We start from the raw sequence: 13,740 nt of genomic DNA, 5'->3' as shown, positions 1-13,740 counted from the left end.
GAACGAAGGAACGGTGAAAGCGGCCGCCGGAGCAAAAGGCTGCAAAGGTGATTTTTAAGGGAGGACGATATGACGAAAATACTTTGGACATCAGCGATCGCCCTGGCGCTCTCGCTCTTCGCCGCCGCGCCCGTCTCGGCGGCCAAGGTCGGCGAAATGTGCGGCGGCATCGCCGGCGTTCCGTGCGACAAAGGCTTGTGGTGCGACCCCGAGCCGGGCCAATGCCGCGGGGCGGACATCGCCGGTAAATGCGTGGAAGTCTCGGAGCGATGCACCAGGGAATTTCGCCCGGTTTGCGGCTGCAACGACAAGACATACGGCAACGACTGCGAGCGTCGCGCCGCCAAGGTCGCGAAAAAGTCGGACGGCGAGTGCCCGAAACCCTACAGGTGAGATCGGGCGCCGGCGCGGCGCAATCGAGCCGCGCCGATTCTCTTGGCTAGTTGAAGCAGCCGCTGGCCTGCATCTGCGCGATCCAGACGGCGCAGGCCGCCTTAGAGCGATCGTAATGGCCGCGGCCGGGGCCGCCGCCATAGCCGCCGAATCCGCCGTAGCCGCCATCGCCATCATAGTCGCCGGGATCGCCGCCATCATAGTCGCCGCGATAGCCACGGCCATAGCCATGTCCGTATCCATGGCCGTAACCTTGACCGTATCCTTGGCCGTAACCCGGACCGTAGCCGCCATGCCCGCCGCGCCCGTATTGATGCTGGCGCATGCATTTGTTGTAGTTTTCGGCGATCGCGAAGCACAGCGGCGCATTGGCCGCCTGGGCGATCGGCGCGAAGAGGACGCCGAGCGCGCAAGCCGCGCCGACGATAGAGCAAGTCACGAGCCGCATGCGGGCGTTTTCCTTGTTTGCGCTCCCGAGCGCTTTTGCCGAGGCATCTTCGCGCGCGCCGGCTGAAACCAAGCTGAACGATCCTGTCTCAACGGCCCGCGATCACCAGCCGGCGATGCGTCGGCATGACGAATCGCCCGCGCCAAAAGCGTAATGATCGCCGCAGGCGAAGGCCACCGGCGGTTCGCCGGTCTGTTCGAAAATATCGTAGCCCTGCTTCAGATTGCGCCAGAACTCGGCCCAGTGCTGATAATTGCCGCCCGCGCCGACGAAGGCGAGCCAGCTGCCGCCGGTTTCCCGAGCGATCGCCTGCTCCGTCAGGCGGAAGGGAAAAATATGCACCTGCACTTCCTTCTGGCCGGCGCGCATCGCCGCCTCGACGAAGGCGTAGATTTCCTCGATGCCGCGGTCGGTCATGGCGAAGCAGCCGACCGATTTGCACGCGCCATGGACCATGACGAGGCCACCGGTTCGGCCGTTCTGGCGGTCGAAGGCGTTCGGATAGCCGACGTTGAACGCGCGGTGATAATTCGAATGCGGATGCAGCTGCTTCGCCGAGACGCTGTAGAAGCCTTCCGGCGACTGGTAGTCGGCTTCCTTGAGCTTGGGGCCGAGCCTGCCGGACCATTTGCAGATCGGATAGGTCTTGTAGAGCGAGAAGCGGCTGTTGTTCTTTCGAAGCCAGAGTTCGAGCTGGCCTTCCTGCTTGAAGATGCGCACGAAGACCTGATCCCCCATGCCGTAACGGATCGGGGCCTCCTGCTGAAAGGCGTCCTCGGGCGCAGGCCGCAAGGTCGGCTCGACGGCGCGCGCCACCTGGGTCGGCGGCGCCGACTCCTGCGCCGTCGGCGTCGCTTCAACGGCGGCGCGCGCCGAAGGCTCCTGCGGCCGGGCCGGCGGCAGCGGCGCATTGGCGAGCGCCGGCGCCGTCGCCGGGACTTCGGCGGGCGCGGGCGGGGTCGCCTCGGCGGTTTTCGGCTGCTCGGCAGGGGCCGCCGCCGTCTCGGCGAATTTGTCGGCAAGCTCGGCGAGATTGGCCGGTCGCGACGGGGGCAGCGGCGTGGGCTTTTCCACGATCTCCGGCCGCGCGGGCGGCGGCGCGGGCGGGAAGGAGATCGACGCTTCGACGCCGTCTTGCGCCGGCGGCGTCGCCGTCTCGACGATCGGCTCTTGCGGCGTCGCGATTATGGGTTCGGGCGGCGGCGCAGGGGGGAAGGCGCCGGGCTTCACCCGCAGGGCCATGCGGCGCAGGCCGGTCGGCAGCGCGCCGCCCCAGGCGCTGCGCGCGGCGTCGCTGCGGACGGGAGACGCGCTCTCGCCCCAGGGCAGATAGCGGAGGGCTGCGACTCCGCCGACGAGCGCGACGACGGCGATCGCCGCCAGCGCCAAATGGGTCTGTCGCGGCGTCATGCGCCTATGCAGCCTCTCCTGAAGATTCCGAGCCGAGATTCTGAATTTCGAGCCTGGGCTGAGCAAGACATCCGAAAAAGGCGCTTTAGTGGCCTTCGAAGGCGACCAGCGTGCGCACCGGGACGCCCAGCGCCTGGAGTCTTTTCACGCCGGCGAGGTCGGGCAGGTCGATGACGAAACAGGCGGCGACGACGTCGGCGCCGGCCTGGCGCAGGAGCTTCACCGCGCCCTCGGCGGTGCCGCCGGTGGCGATCAGATCGTCGACGAGAATCACCCGCTCGCCGGGGCGGACCGCGTCCTCATGCATCTCCATTTCGTCAACGCCATATTCGAGTTCATAGGCGATCGAGACGACGCGATGCGGCAGCTTGCCCTTCTTGCGAATCGGGATGAAGCCGGCGGAAAGCTGATGCGCCACCGCGCCCCCCAGGATGAAGCCGCGCGCCTCCATGCCCGCGACCTTGTCGATCTTGCCGCCGCACCAGGGCTGCACGAGTTCGTCGACCGCCTTGCGGAACGCCTTGGCGTCGCCGAGCAGGGTGGTGATGTCGCGAAACAGGATCCCCTTCTTGGGATAATCGGGAATGGTGCGAATGGCGTCGGCAAGCGGCATGAAACGGCCTTGCGATCAGCGGCGAGGGTCGCCGCGTGGATGGGATGGCGAACCGCCACGCCCAAAGAGATACACGGAGGGCGGGGCAGGGCGCAAATGCAGGGGGCGTGGCTGAGGACGGGCGTCGCGCGCCGGCGCGCCCGATCGTTCCTTGTCGTCGCCCTTCGATTCCGGACAAGGTCGCCAAAAAGAACTTGGCAAAAAGAACAAATCGTGCACACTGGAGTTCAGGGTCGAGCGCGCTCCTTCACCCGGCGCCCTGGCCTCGCGACCTCCCTCGCAGCCGCATTGCCTGCGCCTAGCTAACCGTGCCAGAAGGAATTTCAGCCGTGAGCCAAGCCAATCTCCGCCTCGTGGAAGGGACGTCCGTGGACAAGACCAAGGCGCTCGACGCCGCTCTGTCGCAGATCGAGCGCGCATTCGGCAAAGGTTCGATCATGCGGCTCGGCAAGAACCAGAAGGCCGTCGAGATCGAGACGATTTCGACGGGCTCGCTGGGGCTCGACATCGCGCTGGGCGTCGGCGGCCTGCCGCGCGGCCGCGTCGTTGAAATTTACGGGCCGGAGTCCTCGGGCAAGACCACCCTCACCCTGCATGTCATCGCCGAGGCGCAGAAATTGGGCGGCGTCTGCGCCTTCGTCGACGCGGAACATGCGCTGGATCCGATCTACGCCCGCAAGCTTGGCGTCAATCTCGAAGATCTCTTGATCTCGCAGCCCGACACCGGCGAGCAGGCGCTCGAGATCACCGACACGCTGGTGCGCTCCGGCGCCGTCGACGTGCTCGTCGTCGATTCGGTGGCGGCGCTGACGCCCCGCGCCGAAATCGAGGGCGAGATGGGCGACGTGCAGCCGGGCCTGCAGGCGCGGCTGATGAGCCAGGCGCTGCGCAAGCTCACCGCCTCGATCGCCCGCTCCAACACGCTCGTCATCTTCATCAATCAGATCCGCATGAAGATCGGCGTGATGTACGGTTCGCCGGAGACGACGACCGGCGGCAATGCGCTGAAATTCTACGCCTCGGTGCGGCTCGACATCCGCCGCATCGGCGCGATCAAGGACCGCGAGGAGACGACCGGCAACCAGACCCGCGTCAAAGTGGTCAAGAACAAGGTGGCGCCGCCGTTCAAGCAGGTCGAATTCGACATCATGTATGGCGAGGGCGTCTCCAAATTCGGCGAATTGATTGATCTTGGCGTCAAGGCCGGCGTCGTCGAGAAGTCGGGCGCCTGGTTCTCCTACGACAGCCAGAGGCTCGGCCAGGGCCGCGAGAACGCCAAGAGCTTTTTGAAGCAAAATCCCGAGGCGGCGCAGCGCATCGAACAGGCGATCCGCGAGAACGCCGGGCTGATCGCCGATCGCATTCTGGACGCGCCGGATGACGACGAGGCCTAGGTCGTTTGGACTCTCAGGAGTCCATTTAGGCGCAAATCAGATTCAAGGCGGCCTTACGCGAGGCGGCCTTGGATGTGATGGAACGACTGGTTTTGACCGACGTGGCGTTGGAGCGGAGGGCGCCGTGGATCCTGCGCGCAAGGGGGCTGGTCGCGATTTTTTCGAGGCGAAGTCTGATGATCCGGACGTCGCATATCTGATCGTCGACGCCGCCATCGCCGATCGCTTGCGTCGCATCATCGCCGCCAAGGGCGCGCGCGCCGTCATCCCCAACAACCCTCATCATCAGACAAGCCGATTCCGAAAAAACTGACAGATTTTTTCGATGAGAACCTGCTCCGACATTGCGGTTTTGGGCGCTTCCTTATCGATTGCGTGATTTCATGTGACCGGGACGCCCTCTAGCGGCCGTGGCTTGCGATTGCGAAGACGCCACGCGCGGACAATCGAGAATTTGCATGGATATGCGCCAGAACATGCGCCAGGCGAGAGCGCCAGCGCCCAAACAGATCGCGGCCGCCGTGATCGGGAATGCGCTCGAATGGTATGATTTCGTCGTCTACGGCTTTTTTGCTTCGGTTCTGGCGCAGGCGTTCTTTCCAAGCAGAGATGAGACGGCCGCTCTCTTGCTGGCGTTCGCGACTTTTGGCGCGGGCTTCTGCACGCGTCCGCTCGGCGGCCTCTTCTTCGGATTTTACGCGGATCGGAAAGGACGAAAGGCGGCGCTGCAACTCGTCATATTCGCGATGACCGCCGCGGTGGCTGTCATCGCGCTCACGCCGACCTACGCGAAGATCGGCGTTTCCGCCCCTCTGCTGATCGTCGCCGGCCGCTTGCTGCAGGGATTTGCGACCGGCGGAGAATACTCCAGCTCGACCTGCTTTCTCATCGAAATGGCGCCCCGAGGCCGACGTGGTTTCTATGGCTCGCTGCAAGTATTTGGGCAGGCGCTTTCGATCCTGCTCGCGACGCTGGCGGGCATCGTCGTGACGAGCGTTTTCTCGGTCGATGCGGTGAATGAATGGGCGTGGCGGCTGCCGTTTTTCGCGGGCCTGCTGATTGGTCCCGTCGGACTCTATGTCCGACGCCATCTCGACGAAACGCCGGCATTCAAGGCGACGGCAAGGGCGTGCGGCGCGCGGGAGGCGTTTGTCGATCTGATCCGCCGGCGCGGCGAGAGGCTGCTCGTCTGTTTCGTCGCCACGATCGGCACGACCATCTCATTCTACGTGATCCTCGTCTATATGCCGACCTACGCAAAGACCGAGATGGGATTGACGCTTGAACAATCCTTCCTCGCCCAGGCGCCCGCGCTCCTGCTGCTGATGGCGCTGACGCCGTTGATGGGCGTTTTCTCCGACCTCGTCGGCCGTCGGCCGCTGCTGCTGGCGTCGAATGGTTTGCTTCTGCTGTGCGCTTATCCTCTCTACGTCTGGCTTCAGGCCGAACGGTCGGTTTTGGCGCTGGCGTTGGCGCAAATAGCCTTCTGCGTCATGATGTCGGGCGTCTGCGGGGCGTTTTCGACGGCGCTCGCGGAGCAGTTTCCCACGCATACGCGTTCCGCGGGCCTTGCGATCCCCTACAATCTCGCCGTGATGATCTTTGGCGGCTTCGCCCCGTTTATCGTCGCGTGGTTGATCGGCTTTTTCGACACGCCCGTCGCGCCCGCCTTCTATCTCATCTTCGGCGCCGGCGTGGGCCTCCTTGGCGTTGCGGGCCTGCACGAACGGCATGGGGAGTCGGATCTCGAATGACCGCCGCATTGAACTATGGCGTTCGACGATGGTTGATTGAGTTTGACGCCTGCGGCGGACGCTAGACGGGAGACTTTCATGAAGAGAATTGCTGTTTGGATCGCGTCTTTCCTCATGACGCAGCAGATCCTGCTCGCGGAGGCGATCGCCAGACCCGCGAGATGCGTCATCGCCAGCAACGGCGCGCCGGCCTATAACGGCGCGTGCGATTTTTCGGCTGAAGATCGCGGCAGCTTTTCGATTACGCCAGCCGGAAAACGCGCATTCAACGGCGCGACGGTGGTCAGCGTTTTCGTCACGTCGCCGGGCGTTGCTGAAGTGCGAGGACTGACTCGCGACGGGATCAACTCCCGCTGGGGAGAGGCGAAGCGCTCCAAAACCGATCCCGCCTGCTGGGTCGGCGACGACTTCAAGATCTGCGTCTACTGATCAAAACAAAAGCGGCGCCGAAGCGCCGCTTTGCAACTGGTTGCCGTAAAGACCGCGAAGCTTAGCGCTTCGAGAACTGGAAGCTGCGGCGGGCTTTGCGCTTGCCGTATTTCTTGCGCTCCACGACGCGGGAGTCGCGCGTGAGAAAGCCTTCCTTCTTGAGCGCGGAACGCAGCTCCGGCTCGTAAGCGGTCAACGCCTTGGCGAGGCCGTGGCGCACCGCGCCGGCCTGACCCGAAAGTCCGCCCCCGGCGACCGTAACGACGATGTCATATTGACCCGTGCGCTTGGTGACGCCGAAGGGCTGAGCCAGAATCATGCGCAGCACCGGACGGGCGAAATAGACTTCGACGTCGCGGCCGTTGACGGTGATCTTGCCGGGGCCCGGCTTGATCCAGACGCGCGCGACGGCGTTTTTGCGCTTGCCGGTCGCATAGGCGCGGCCCTGCTTGTCGAGCTTCTGCACATAGCGCGGCGACTCGGGCGCCGTGGCGACGCTTCCCTGAAGGTCGGAAAGCGAGGAAAGGGTGGTCTCGGCCATGATCAGGCGCTCCGGCTATTCTTGACGTTCAGGGCGGCGACGTCGAGCGTCTGTGGGCTCTGCGCCTCATGCGGATGTTCGGCGCCCTTGTAGACGCGCAGATTGCCGAGCTGCTTGCGGCCCAGGGGGCCGCGCGGCAGCATGCGCTGCACGGCCTTCTCCAGGACTCGCTCCGGGAAGCGCCCTTCGAGAAGGAACTTCGCCGAACGTTCCTTGATGCCGCCGGGAAAGCCGGTGTGGTGGTGATAGACCTTCTGGTCGCGCTTGCGGCCGGTCAGGACCACCTTTTCGGCGTTGATGACGATGATGTTGTCGCCGTCGTCCATATGCGGGGTGAACGTCGCCTTGTGCTTGCCGCGCAGACGCAGCGCGATGATCGAGGCGAGGCGGCCGACGATGAGCCCGGAGGCGTCGATCAGCACCCATTTCTTTTCGATGTCGGCGGGCTTCGCCGAATAGGTCTTGCCAAACATGAGATGGGAATTCCGTGTGAACGGTGTGTTCGGATGGGTGTGGATAGGGGATGGGGCAGCAGGGGTCAAGCGGTTTTTGGGCTGCCGAAGTTCCGGGAAGCTTTAAAAACTCGCATGTAGCGCGTGGTGGTAAAATAATACCGTATACGTGCGTTCGCGGCGCAGGCTTCACGTTCGCCGACGAAAAGAGCTGGCGCAGGGTTTCATCGAAAAGCAGATTGCGGAGCGCGCGGGCTTAGAAATCTGGGCAAATTCAACTACCATCCGTGATGGCCGGGGCAAGCCCGGCCATGACGAGCCGACCGAGAATGGCGCGTTTGCCGAGGCGTCGGTTTTGAAGACGACGTGTGTCGATGATGTTGTCGGGATGCTTTGCTATGATGGCCTCGCCAAGACCATCGAAGAAATGGATGCGAGCGTTTTGGCGGAAGCGATTCGACTCGAGCCGTTCGGCGAGTATCGAAAATGGCCGGGACAGGCCCGGCCATGACGCATAGGAGACCTGAGTTCCAGCGGTTCGCTACTGATGCAGCGCTTCGCCATGCAGCGCGATGTCGAGACCCTCGCGTTCGTCGTCGTAAGTCACGCGGAGCGGCGTGATCATGGAGACGATTTTCAGCGTCGCCAAAGTGCCGATCACGCCCCAGGCGATCGTGACGAGAACGCCGATCGCCTGCACGTAAAGCTGATGCGGATCGCCTTCCAACAGGCCTGCGACGCCCGGATCGCTTTCCGAAGCCGTGATCGCGCGGGTGGCGAAGACGCCGGCGAGCAGCGTGCCCATAATGCCGCCCACGCCATGCACGCCGAAAACATCGAGCGTGTCGTCGTAGCGAAATTTGTATTTCGCGACGGTGCAGAACCAATAGCAGACGCCGCCGGCGATCAAGCCAATGACAACGCCGTGCCAGGGCAGGACATAGCCCGAGGCCGGCGTGATCGTGCCAAGTCCCGCGATGGCGCCCGAGATGACGCCAAGCACCGACGGCTTGCCGCGCTGGAGCCACTCCAGCCCGCTCCACACCAGCGCGCCCGCGCAGGCGGCGAGATGCGTCGCCGCGATCGCGAAGACCGCGCGGGAATTGGCGGCGAGCGCCGAGCCGCCGTTGAAGCCGAACCAGCCGACCCAGAGCAGCCCCGTCCCGACGACGGCGAGCGAGAGATCAAAGGGCGAGAGATTTTCGCGTCCGAACCCGACGCGATTGCCGAGCACGAGCGCGCACACCAACCCGGCGACGCCCGCATTGATGTGCACGACCGTCCCGCCGGCGAAATCGAGAAGTCCCAGCTTCTGCAGAAATCCGCCGCCCCAGACCCAATGCGCGGAAGGCACATAGACGATGAACAGCCACAGCGCGCAAAACAGCATGAAGGCCGAGAATTTCATGCGCTCGGCGACGGAGCCGGCGACCAGCGCGCAGGTGATCACCGCGAAGGTCATCTGATAGAGCATGAACAGGATTTCGGGGATCGTCTTGGCGAAGGGGCTCACCGTGTCGAGCCCGATCCCGGCGAGAAGCGTCCGCGACGCGTCGCCGATATAGGCGCCCTCGCCGCTGAAGGCGAGGCTGTAGGCGACCGCGATCCACAGCAGCGAGACGAGCGCGGTGGCGATGAGGCTCTGCGCCATGGTGGCGAGCACGTTCTTCTTGCGCACCATGCCGCTGTAAAAGAGCGCCAGCCCCGGCAGCGTCATCATCAGCACCAGCGCGGTGGCGGCGATCATGAAGGCGGTGTCGGCGCCGTCGATCTTGCTCGCGCCGTCCTGGGCGAGAGCAGGGCCAGTCACGAGAATCGCGGCGAGCGCCGCGCCAAAACGATCCCAACGGATTCGCGGAATCCTCGCGCCGACGAATGGTGTAGCCGCGCGCATCAACGAGCTGTGCATGCCTGGTCCTGATCGATGAAGGGAGATCGCGCTCAGAGCGCGTCGGAATCGGTCTCGCCGGTGCGGATGCGCATGGCGCGCTCCAGCGGCGAGACGAAAATTTTGCCGTCGCCGATATGGCCGGTGTAGGCGGCGAGTCTGATCGCCTCAATGGCGCGATCGACGAGCGCTTCGGGAAGCGCGATGTCGATCTTAACCTTGGGCAGGAATGCGACGATATATTCGGCGCCGCGATAGATCTCGGCATGGCCCTTCTGTCGGCCATAGCCTTTCACTTCGGTCGCGGTCATTCCGTGCACGCCGATTTCCGTCAGCGCCTCGCGCACCTCGTCCAGCTTGAAGGGTTTGATAATCGCCGTGATGATCTTCATTTGCGCAGACATGCCCTCATGGTTGGCGAATTGAGCATTGTCTCAGCAATTGGCATGCCATTTTGCGCAGAAAATAATCGTTTTACGTCGTGCCGTCGAGTTGGGGCCTGGGCAGTCGTGAGGCGCCAGGCGGCTAAGTTTTGTACACTATGCGTACATTGGCGGCTGATGCGGGCGCGGCTCGCCGGCTTCGCCCGCCGCGCCGCTTGAGATGTGCGATCTTTCCCTTTTGTGTGATGCGGGCGCCCGGTAGAGGTAGAAGCCGATCGTCGGGAGCGCAGAAAGCGGCGGAAGCGGATGAAGCTTGAAGACGGGTCGCCCGAGGCGACCCCCATCGATTTCGTTAACAAGGAAGACTGGCCCGAACGCCGCGTGAAGCTTCCTGAGCCTGCGGCGCGTCTCGCGGAGCTTGCGGGATTCGAGGCGAAGCCCGGCTCGCTTCTGATCGCGCCGGACGCCGACGGCGCGCCGCGCGTCTATTTTGGCGCGGAGGGCAGGGCGCCAAAGGCGCGCGATCCGTTCTTTGCCGGAAAGCTCGCGACTGCGCTGCCCAAGGGTCTCTACCGGTTTGGCGATGGCGTCGACGCGCCGGGAGAGGCGGCGCTGGCGTTCCTTCTGTCGACCTATTTCTTCTCGCGCTACAAGGCGCGAAAGAGCGAAGCTCCGCGTCTGTGCGCGCCGCAGGGCGTCGACCGCGCGCGCGTCGAGCGCATCGCCAGCGCCGTCGCCCTCGGGCGCGATCTCGTGAATACGCCGACCAACGACATGGGGCCGGAGGCGCTCGCCGAAGCGGCGCTCGCTCTCGGCGCGAAACATGGCGCCAAGACTCGCGTCATTGTCGGCGACGCCTTGCTCGCGGAAAACTTCCCCTTGATTCACGCCGTCGGGCGCGCGGCTGCGGAGGCGCCGAGGCTCGTCGAATTTGAGCACGGCCCGGAGGACGGTCTGCGCGTCACGCTCGTCGGCAAGGGGGTCTGCTTCGATACGGGCGGTCTCGACATCAAGCCTTCGAGCGCGATGGCGCTGATGAAGAAGGACATGGGCGGCGCCGCGACGACCCTGTCGCTTGCGGCGATGCTGCTTGACGGCAATGCGCCGGTCCGGTTGCGCGTGCTGCTGCCGATCGTCGAGAATTCGATCTCGGCGTCGGCGTTTCGAACCAGCGACGTTTACCGCAGCCGCAAAGGGCTGAGCGTCGAAGTCGGCAACACCGACGCCGAGGGCAGGCTCATTCTCGCCGATGCGCTCGCCTATGCGAGCGAAACGCCGTCCGATCTGCTGTTCGATTTCGCGACGTTGACGGGCGCCGCGCGCGTCGCGCTCGGTCCTGAGATTCCGCCCTTCTATACCGGCGATGACGCGCTTGCCCAAGAGATCGGCGGGCAGGCCGCCGCGGTGAACGATCCGGTGTGGCGGATGCCTCTCTGGGACAATTACGACAGCGGTCTCGACGGCAAGATCTCCGATCTGGTCAATGTCGCCAGCGGCTCCTTCGCCGGATCGATCACCGCCGCGCTGTTCCTGAGGCGCTTCGTGGCGGATCCCAAGCGCTGGGCGCATTTCGACGTCTACTGCTGGAACCCCTCGACGAAGCCCGGCCGCCCGGAAGGCGGCGAGGTGCAGGCCGCGCGCCTGCTTTATGGATTGATCGAGGCGCGCGCCGAGCAGAGGAAGGCGAAGCCGTGAGCGAAGAGTTTGACCGGCGGCTGACGCCCGCGCGCCCCGAAGTCGCGGCCGCCTATCTCAAGGGACGCGTGAGCGCCGACCGCTATGTGGAGGGCGTCGCGATGGAGGTCAGGGACTGCGTCGTCGACCTTCGGCGCGAACCACGTCCCGACGCCGCCGTCGACACTCAGGCGATCTACGGCGAGCGCGTCACCGTCTATGACGAAGAGGAAGGCTGGGCGTGGGCGCAACTAGCGCGCGATAATTATGTCGGTTGGATCGCGGCGAATACGCTGTGGCGCGAATTGAGCGCGCCGACGCATCGAATCTGCGTTCCGCGAACCTTCATTTATCCCGGTCCGAACATCAAATTGCCGCCGCTCAACGCGCTGCCGCTCGGCGCCGAAGTCGCGATCACCGAGGAGCGCGGCGGCTTTGGCGTGACGCCGGAGCTCGGATTCATCTATCGCAAACATCTCGTGCCGCGCGAGGCGAAAGCGCCCGACTTCGTCGCCGTGGCCGAGACGCTTCTAGGCGCGCCCTATCTCTGGGGCGGCAAATCCTGGATTGGCGTCGACTGTTCAGGGCTCGTGCAGGTGTCGCTGCTGATGGCGGGGATCAAAGCGCCGCGCGACACGGATATGCAGGAGGCCGCGCTCGGCGCGCCGCTCGCGCCCGGCGCCCCGCTGATGCGCGGCGACATCGTCTTCTGGAAGGGGCATGTCGGCGTCATGCGCGACGCCGCGACGCTGCTTCACGCCAACGCCACGCATATGCAGGTGACGAGCGAGCCGTTCGACGTCGTGCGCGCGCGCAATGAGGCGGCGGGCGGCGGGCCGGTGACCAGCGTGAAACGCTTGCCGAAAGAAGCTTAGGCATGGCCAAGAAACTTTATCTCGACGACCTTCGCGTGGGTCATCGCCTGCGTTCAAAGAGCGTCACGATCAGCGCGCAAGACATCATTCGCTTCGCGCGCGACAATGATCCGCAGTATTTTCATCTCGACGAAGAAGCCGCGAAAGACAGCATGTTCGGCGGGCTTGTCGCCAGCGGCTGGCAAACCGGCGCGCTGAGCATAAAGCTTCTCATCGAGTCCGCCGATCCGCCCTTTGCAGGTGGGCTCGTCGGCGTCGAGGCGCATATCGCCTGGAAATTTCCGGTGCGGCCAGGCGACTCCTTGCGCGTCGAGGCCGAGGTCACGCGGATCGTGCATCCGCGGCGCTATGCCGATCGCGGCTTCGTTTCCATGGATATGGCGACCTATAATCAGCGCGACGAAGTCGTCTTGACCCAGCGCGTCACTGTCGTCGCCTTCCGCGATCCGAGCCGCGCAGCTCCACGCTCAACCACAGAGACACCAATTCCAGGGTCATTTCCCGTCGACTGAATTGCCCCCAAGCAAGCCCGCGCGGATTTGTTTTAGTTCCTCGTATTTACTATTCCACATCTTGGATAAAAACTTATAGATTCACAATAAAACTCGGCGCCGCCAAGAGTCGGAATAATACAATTGTTTTTTTGCTGGATCGTGACGGCGCTGGAATGGCGCGGGTGCGTTTCAGCGGCGGCCATCGTCATGATGCGGCCTCGCGCTCAATTAGGCGGACGCCGTGCGGCGGGACGAAACCGCAAGACGACAATTTCGGTCGCGGTTACGCGGTAATCCAACACATAGGGATAGGGCGTGACGACGACGCGCCGCACGAGCGCGCGGCTCGTCGGGCGTCCGGCGGCTGGCCGCTCGCGCAGCATGGTCAAGATGGTCAAAACCCGCGCCCGAATATTGCTCGCGCCCCGAGGCGATTCCGCCGCGACATAGGCAAGCGCCCTGTCGATCTGCGCGACGGATCGCGGGGTATAGCGAAGCGTCCTCACGCATATTTGGCCAAAATGGCCTCAACCTCTTCATGCGATACAAGCTCGCCGCGTTCGGCCTCGGCCAAGGCTGCGTCGAGGTCGCGCTCCTCCTCCGGCGTCAATTGGATCGGCGCTTGATCCTCGCCCGCAAGCTGCAAGAGAAGCCGCGCAAGTTCGTCCTGTGCGGCGTCGGGCAACGCCCGCACCTTGGCGAGGGCCTGTTCAAGCAAAATGGTCACGGCTCAAGCTCCAACCTGAAGGGGGCGCGGTCGCCCCGTGTCTTTGAGCATCATATCCCGTCCAAACGCCGTGCCGTAAGAATTCGGCCTGCATCGCGTCCTCGGCGGGACGAATTAGTATGTGCTTCGCCGCCTTCGCGTCATGGCGGGCCGGCGGCTCCACAAGCGGCGGCGGCTGCGGAGACGTTTTCACGGTGTGGCGCTCTCATTATGGCGCCTTCCGACAGTAGCGAATTCACCCTAAAGCTACGAAAAAAATTTCAAT

Annotated in this window: 18 protein-coding genes; 9 read left to right on the top strand and 9 right to left on the bottom strand. The window is 64.1% G+C overall.

Going from position 1 to position 13,740, the window contains the following annotated elements:
- Positions 1 to 69: 69 nt before the first annotated feature.
- Entirely contained in the window at positions 70 to 393 is a 324-nt protein-coding gene (locus tag BN69_RS04770) for a Kazal-type serine protease inhibitor family protein (RefSeq protein ID WP_014890427.1), read from the top strand.
- 46 nt (positions 394 to 439) lie between these two features.
- Here the strand turns inward: BN69_RS04770 and BN69_RS04765 are convergent, their stop codons facing one another.
- The 3 genes from BN69_RS04765 to BN69_RS04755 form a co-directional block, all read right to left on the bottom strand.
- Positions 440 to 841 (bottom strand): hypothetical protein, encoded by a 402-nt coding sequence (locus BN69_RS04765; protein ID WP_148277029.1) that lies wholly within the window; start codon positions 839 to 841, stop codon positions 440 to 442.
- 102 nt (positions 842 to 943) lie between these two features.
- Positions 944 to 2,251, bottom strand: coding sequence for a L,D-transpeptidase family protein (locus tag BN69_RS04760; protein ID WP_014890425.1), 1,308 nt, complete (start codon positions 2,249 to 2,251; stop codon positions 944 to 946).
- A gap of 85 nt (positions 2,252 to 2,336) precedes the next feature.
- Entirely contained in the window at positions 2,337 to 2,864 is a 528-nt protein-coding gene (locus tag BN69_RS04755) for an adenine phosphoribosyltransferase (protein WP_014890424.1), read from the bottom strand.
- Positions 2,865 to 3,193: 329 nt separating this feature from the next.
- On the opposite strand from BN69_RS04755, the gene recA reads away from it, so the two are divergent.
- The 4 genes from recA to BN69_RS04735 all read left to right on the top strand — a co-directional run bounded on the left by recA (position 3,194) and on the right by BN69_RS04735 (position 6,441).
- Positions 3,194 to 4,258, top strand: coding sequence for a recombinase RecA (gene recA, locus BN69_RS04750; protein WP_041926801.1), 1,065 nt, complete (start codon positions 3,194 to 3,196; stop codon positions 4,256 to 4,258).
- A 124-nt stretch (positions 4,259 to 4,382) separates the two neighbouring features.
- Positions 4,383 to 4,571, top strand: coding sequence for a hypothetical protein (locus tag BN69_RS04745; RefSeq protein ID WP_014890422.1), 189 nt, complete (start codon positions 4,383 to 4,385; stop codon positions 4,569 to 4,571).
- A gap of 145 nt (positions 4,572 to 4,716) precedes the next feature.
- Positions 4,717 to 6,012 (top strand): MFS transporter, encoded by a 1,296-nt coding sequence (locus BN69_RS04740; protein WP_014890421.1) that lies wholly within the window; start codon positions 4,717 to 4,719, stop codon positions 6,010 to 6,012.
- A 78-nt stretch (positions 6,013 to 6,090) separates the two neighbouring features.
- Complete coding sequence (locus BN69_RS04735; protein ID WP_014890420.1) at positions 6,091 to 6,441, top strand: hypothetical protein; 351 nt, start codon at positions 6,091 to 6,093, stop codon at positions 6,439 to 6,441.
- A gap of 61 nt (positions 6,442 to 6,502) precedes the next feature.
- Here the strand turns inward: BN69_RS04735 and rpsI are convergent, their stop codons facing one another.
- Entirely contained in the window at positions 6,503 to 6,982 is a 480-nt protein-coding gene (rpsI, locus tag BN69_RS04730; RefSeq protein WP_014890419.1) for a 30S ribosomal protein S9, read from the bottom strand.
- A 2-nt stretch (positions 6,983 to 6,984) separates the two neighbouring features.
- A complete protein-coding gene (gene rplM / locus BN69_RS04725) occupies positions 6,985 to 7,455 on the bottom strand; it encodes a 50S ribosomal protein L13 (protein WP_014890418.1) in 471 nt (156 codons plus the stop codon).
- Positions 7,456 to 7,603: 148 nt separating this feature from the next.
- Between rplM and BN69_RS04720 the strand changes: the two genes are divergently transcribed.
- Positions 7,604 to 7,945 (top strand): hypothetical protein, encoded by a 342-nt coding sequence (locus tag BN69_RS04720; protein ID WP_014890417.1) that lies wholly within the window; start codon positions 7,604 to 7,606, stop codon positions 7,943 to 7,945.
- Positions 7,946 to 7,975: 30 nt separating this feature from the next.
- Here the strand turns inward: BN69_RS04720 and BN69_RS04715 are convergent, their stop codons facing one another.
- Entirely contained in the window at positions 7,976 to 9,343 is a 1,368-nt protein-coding gene (locus BN69_RS04715) for an ammonium transporter (RefSeq protein ID WP_083858682.1), read from the bottom strand.
- 32 nt (positions 9,344 to 9,375) lie between these two features.
- A complete protein-coding gene (locus BN69_RS04710) occupies positions 9,376 to 9,726 on the bottom strand; it encodes a P-II family nitrogen regulator (RefSeq protein WP_275548818.1) in 351 nt (116 codons plus the stop codon).
- A gap of 285 nt (positions 9,727 to 10,011) precedes the next feature.
- On the opposite strand from BN69_RS04710, the gene BN69_RS04705 reads away from it, so the two are divergent.
- From BN69_RS04705 to BN69_RS04695, 3 genes are read left to right on the top strand one after another with little or no spacing between them, the layout of a single operon-like run.
- A complete protein-coding gene (locus BN69_RS04705) occupies positions 10,012 to 11,400 on the top strand; it encodes a leucyl aminopeptidase family protein (protein WP_014890414.1) in 1,389 nt (462 codons plus the stop codon).
- Positions 11,397 to 12,254, top strand: a complete 858-nt coding sequence (locus BN69_RS04700) for a C40 family peptidase (protein ID WP_014890413.1) — start codon at positions 11,397 to 11,399, stop codon at positions 12,252 to 12,254. Before BN69_RS04705 ends, BN69_RS04700 begins: the two co-directional genes overlap by 4 nt.
- 2 nt (positions 12,255 to 12,256) lie before the next feature.
- The gene (locus tag BN69_RS04695; protein ID WP_014890412.1) at positions 12,257 to 12,766 is read left to right on the top strand and encodes a MaoC/PaaZ C-terminal domain-containing protein; all 510 of its coding nucleotides are present in this window, start codon (positions 12,257 to 12,259) and stop codon (positions 12,764 to 12,766) included.
- Positions 12,767 to 12,972: 206 nt separating this feature from the next.
- On the opposite strand, the gene BN69_RS04690 is transcribed toward BN69_RS04695, so the two are convergent.
- Together BN69_RS04690 and BN69_RS04685 are read right to left on the bottom strand one after the other, a co-directional pair.
- Positions 12,973 to 13,254, bottom strand: a complete 282-nt coding sequence (locus tag BN69_RS04690) for a type II toxin-antitoxin system RelE/ParE family toxin (RefSeq protein WP_014890411.1) — start codon at positions 13,252 to 13,254, stop codon at positions 12,973 to 12,975.
- Positions 13,251 to 13,475, bottom strand: a complete 225-nt coding sequence (locus BN69_RS04685; RefSeq protein ID WP_041926800.1) for a hypothetical protein — start codon at positions 13,473 to 13,475, stop codon at positions 13,251 to 13,253. The genes BN69_RS04690 and BN69_RS04685 overlap by 4 nt, the downstream gene beginning before the upstream one ends.
- Positions 13,476 to 13,740: the final 265 nt, after the last annotated feature.

Source organism: Methylocystis sp. SC2 (genome assembly GCF_000304315.1).
GTDB lineage: Bacteria > Pseudomonadota > Alphaproteobacteria > Rhizobiales > Beijerinckiaceae > Methylocystis.
The sequence above is the reverse complement of the archived record's forward strand: the minus strand, read 5'-3'. Positions and strand labels throughout refer to the sequence as shown.

Bases quoted from the DNA above. Each gene is read 5' to 3' on its own strand.
- BN69_RS04740 (WP_014890421.1), top strand. From the start codon at position 4,717: ATGGATATGCGCCAGAACATGCGCCAGGCGAGAGCGCCAGCGCCCAAA.
- BN69_RS04710 (WP_275548818.1), bottom strand. From the start codon at position 9,726: ATGTCTGCGCAAATGAAGATCATCACGGCGATTATCAAACCCTTCAAG.
- BN69_RS04765 (WP_148277029.1), bottom strand. From the start codon at position 841: ATGCGGCTCGTGACTTGCTCTATCGTCGGCGCGGCTTGCGCGCTCGGC.
- BN69_RS04705 (WP_014890414.1), top strand. From the start codon at position 10,012: ATGAAGCTTGAAGACGGGTCGCCCGAGGCGACCCCCATCGATTTCGTT.
- BN69_RS04770 (WP_014890427.1), top strand. From the start codon at position 70: ATGACGAAAATACTTTGGACATCAGCGATCGCCCTGGCGCTCTCGCTC.
- BN69_RS04755 (WP_014890424.1), bottom strand. From the start codon at position 2,864: ATGCCGCTTGCCGACGCCATTCGCACCATTCCCGATTATCCCAAGAAG.
- BN69_RS04695 (WP_014890412.1), top strand. From the start codon at position 12,257: ATGGCCAAGAAACTTTATCTCGACGACCTTCGCGTGGGTCATCGCCTG.
- BN69_RS04735 (WP_014890420.1), top strand. From the start codon at position 6,091: ATGAAGAGAATTGCTGTTTGGATCGCGTCTTTCCTCATGACGCAGCAG.
- rpsI (WP_014890419.1), bottom strand. From the start codon at position 6,982: ATGGCCGAGACCACCCTTTCCTCGCTTTCCGACCTTCAGGGAAGCGTC.
- rplM (WP_014890418.1), bottom strand. From the start codon at position 7,455: ATGTTTGGCAAGACCTATTCGGCGAAGCCCGCCGACATCGAAAAGAAA.
- BN69_RS04760 (WP_014890425.1), bottom strand. From the start codon at position 2,251: ATGACGCCGCGACAGACCCATTTGGCGCTGGCGGCGATCGCCGTCGTC.
- BN69_RS04715 (WP_083858682.1), bottom strand. From the start codon at position 9,343: ATGCACAGCTCGTTGATGCGCGCGGCTACACCATTCGTCGGCGCGAGG.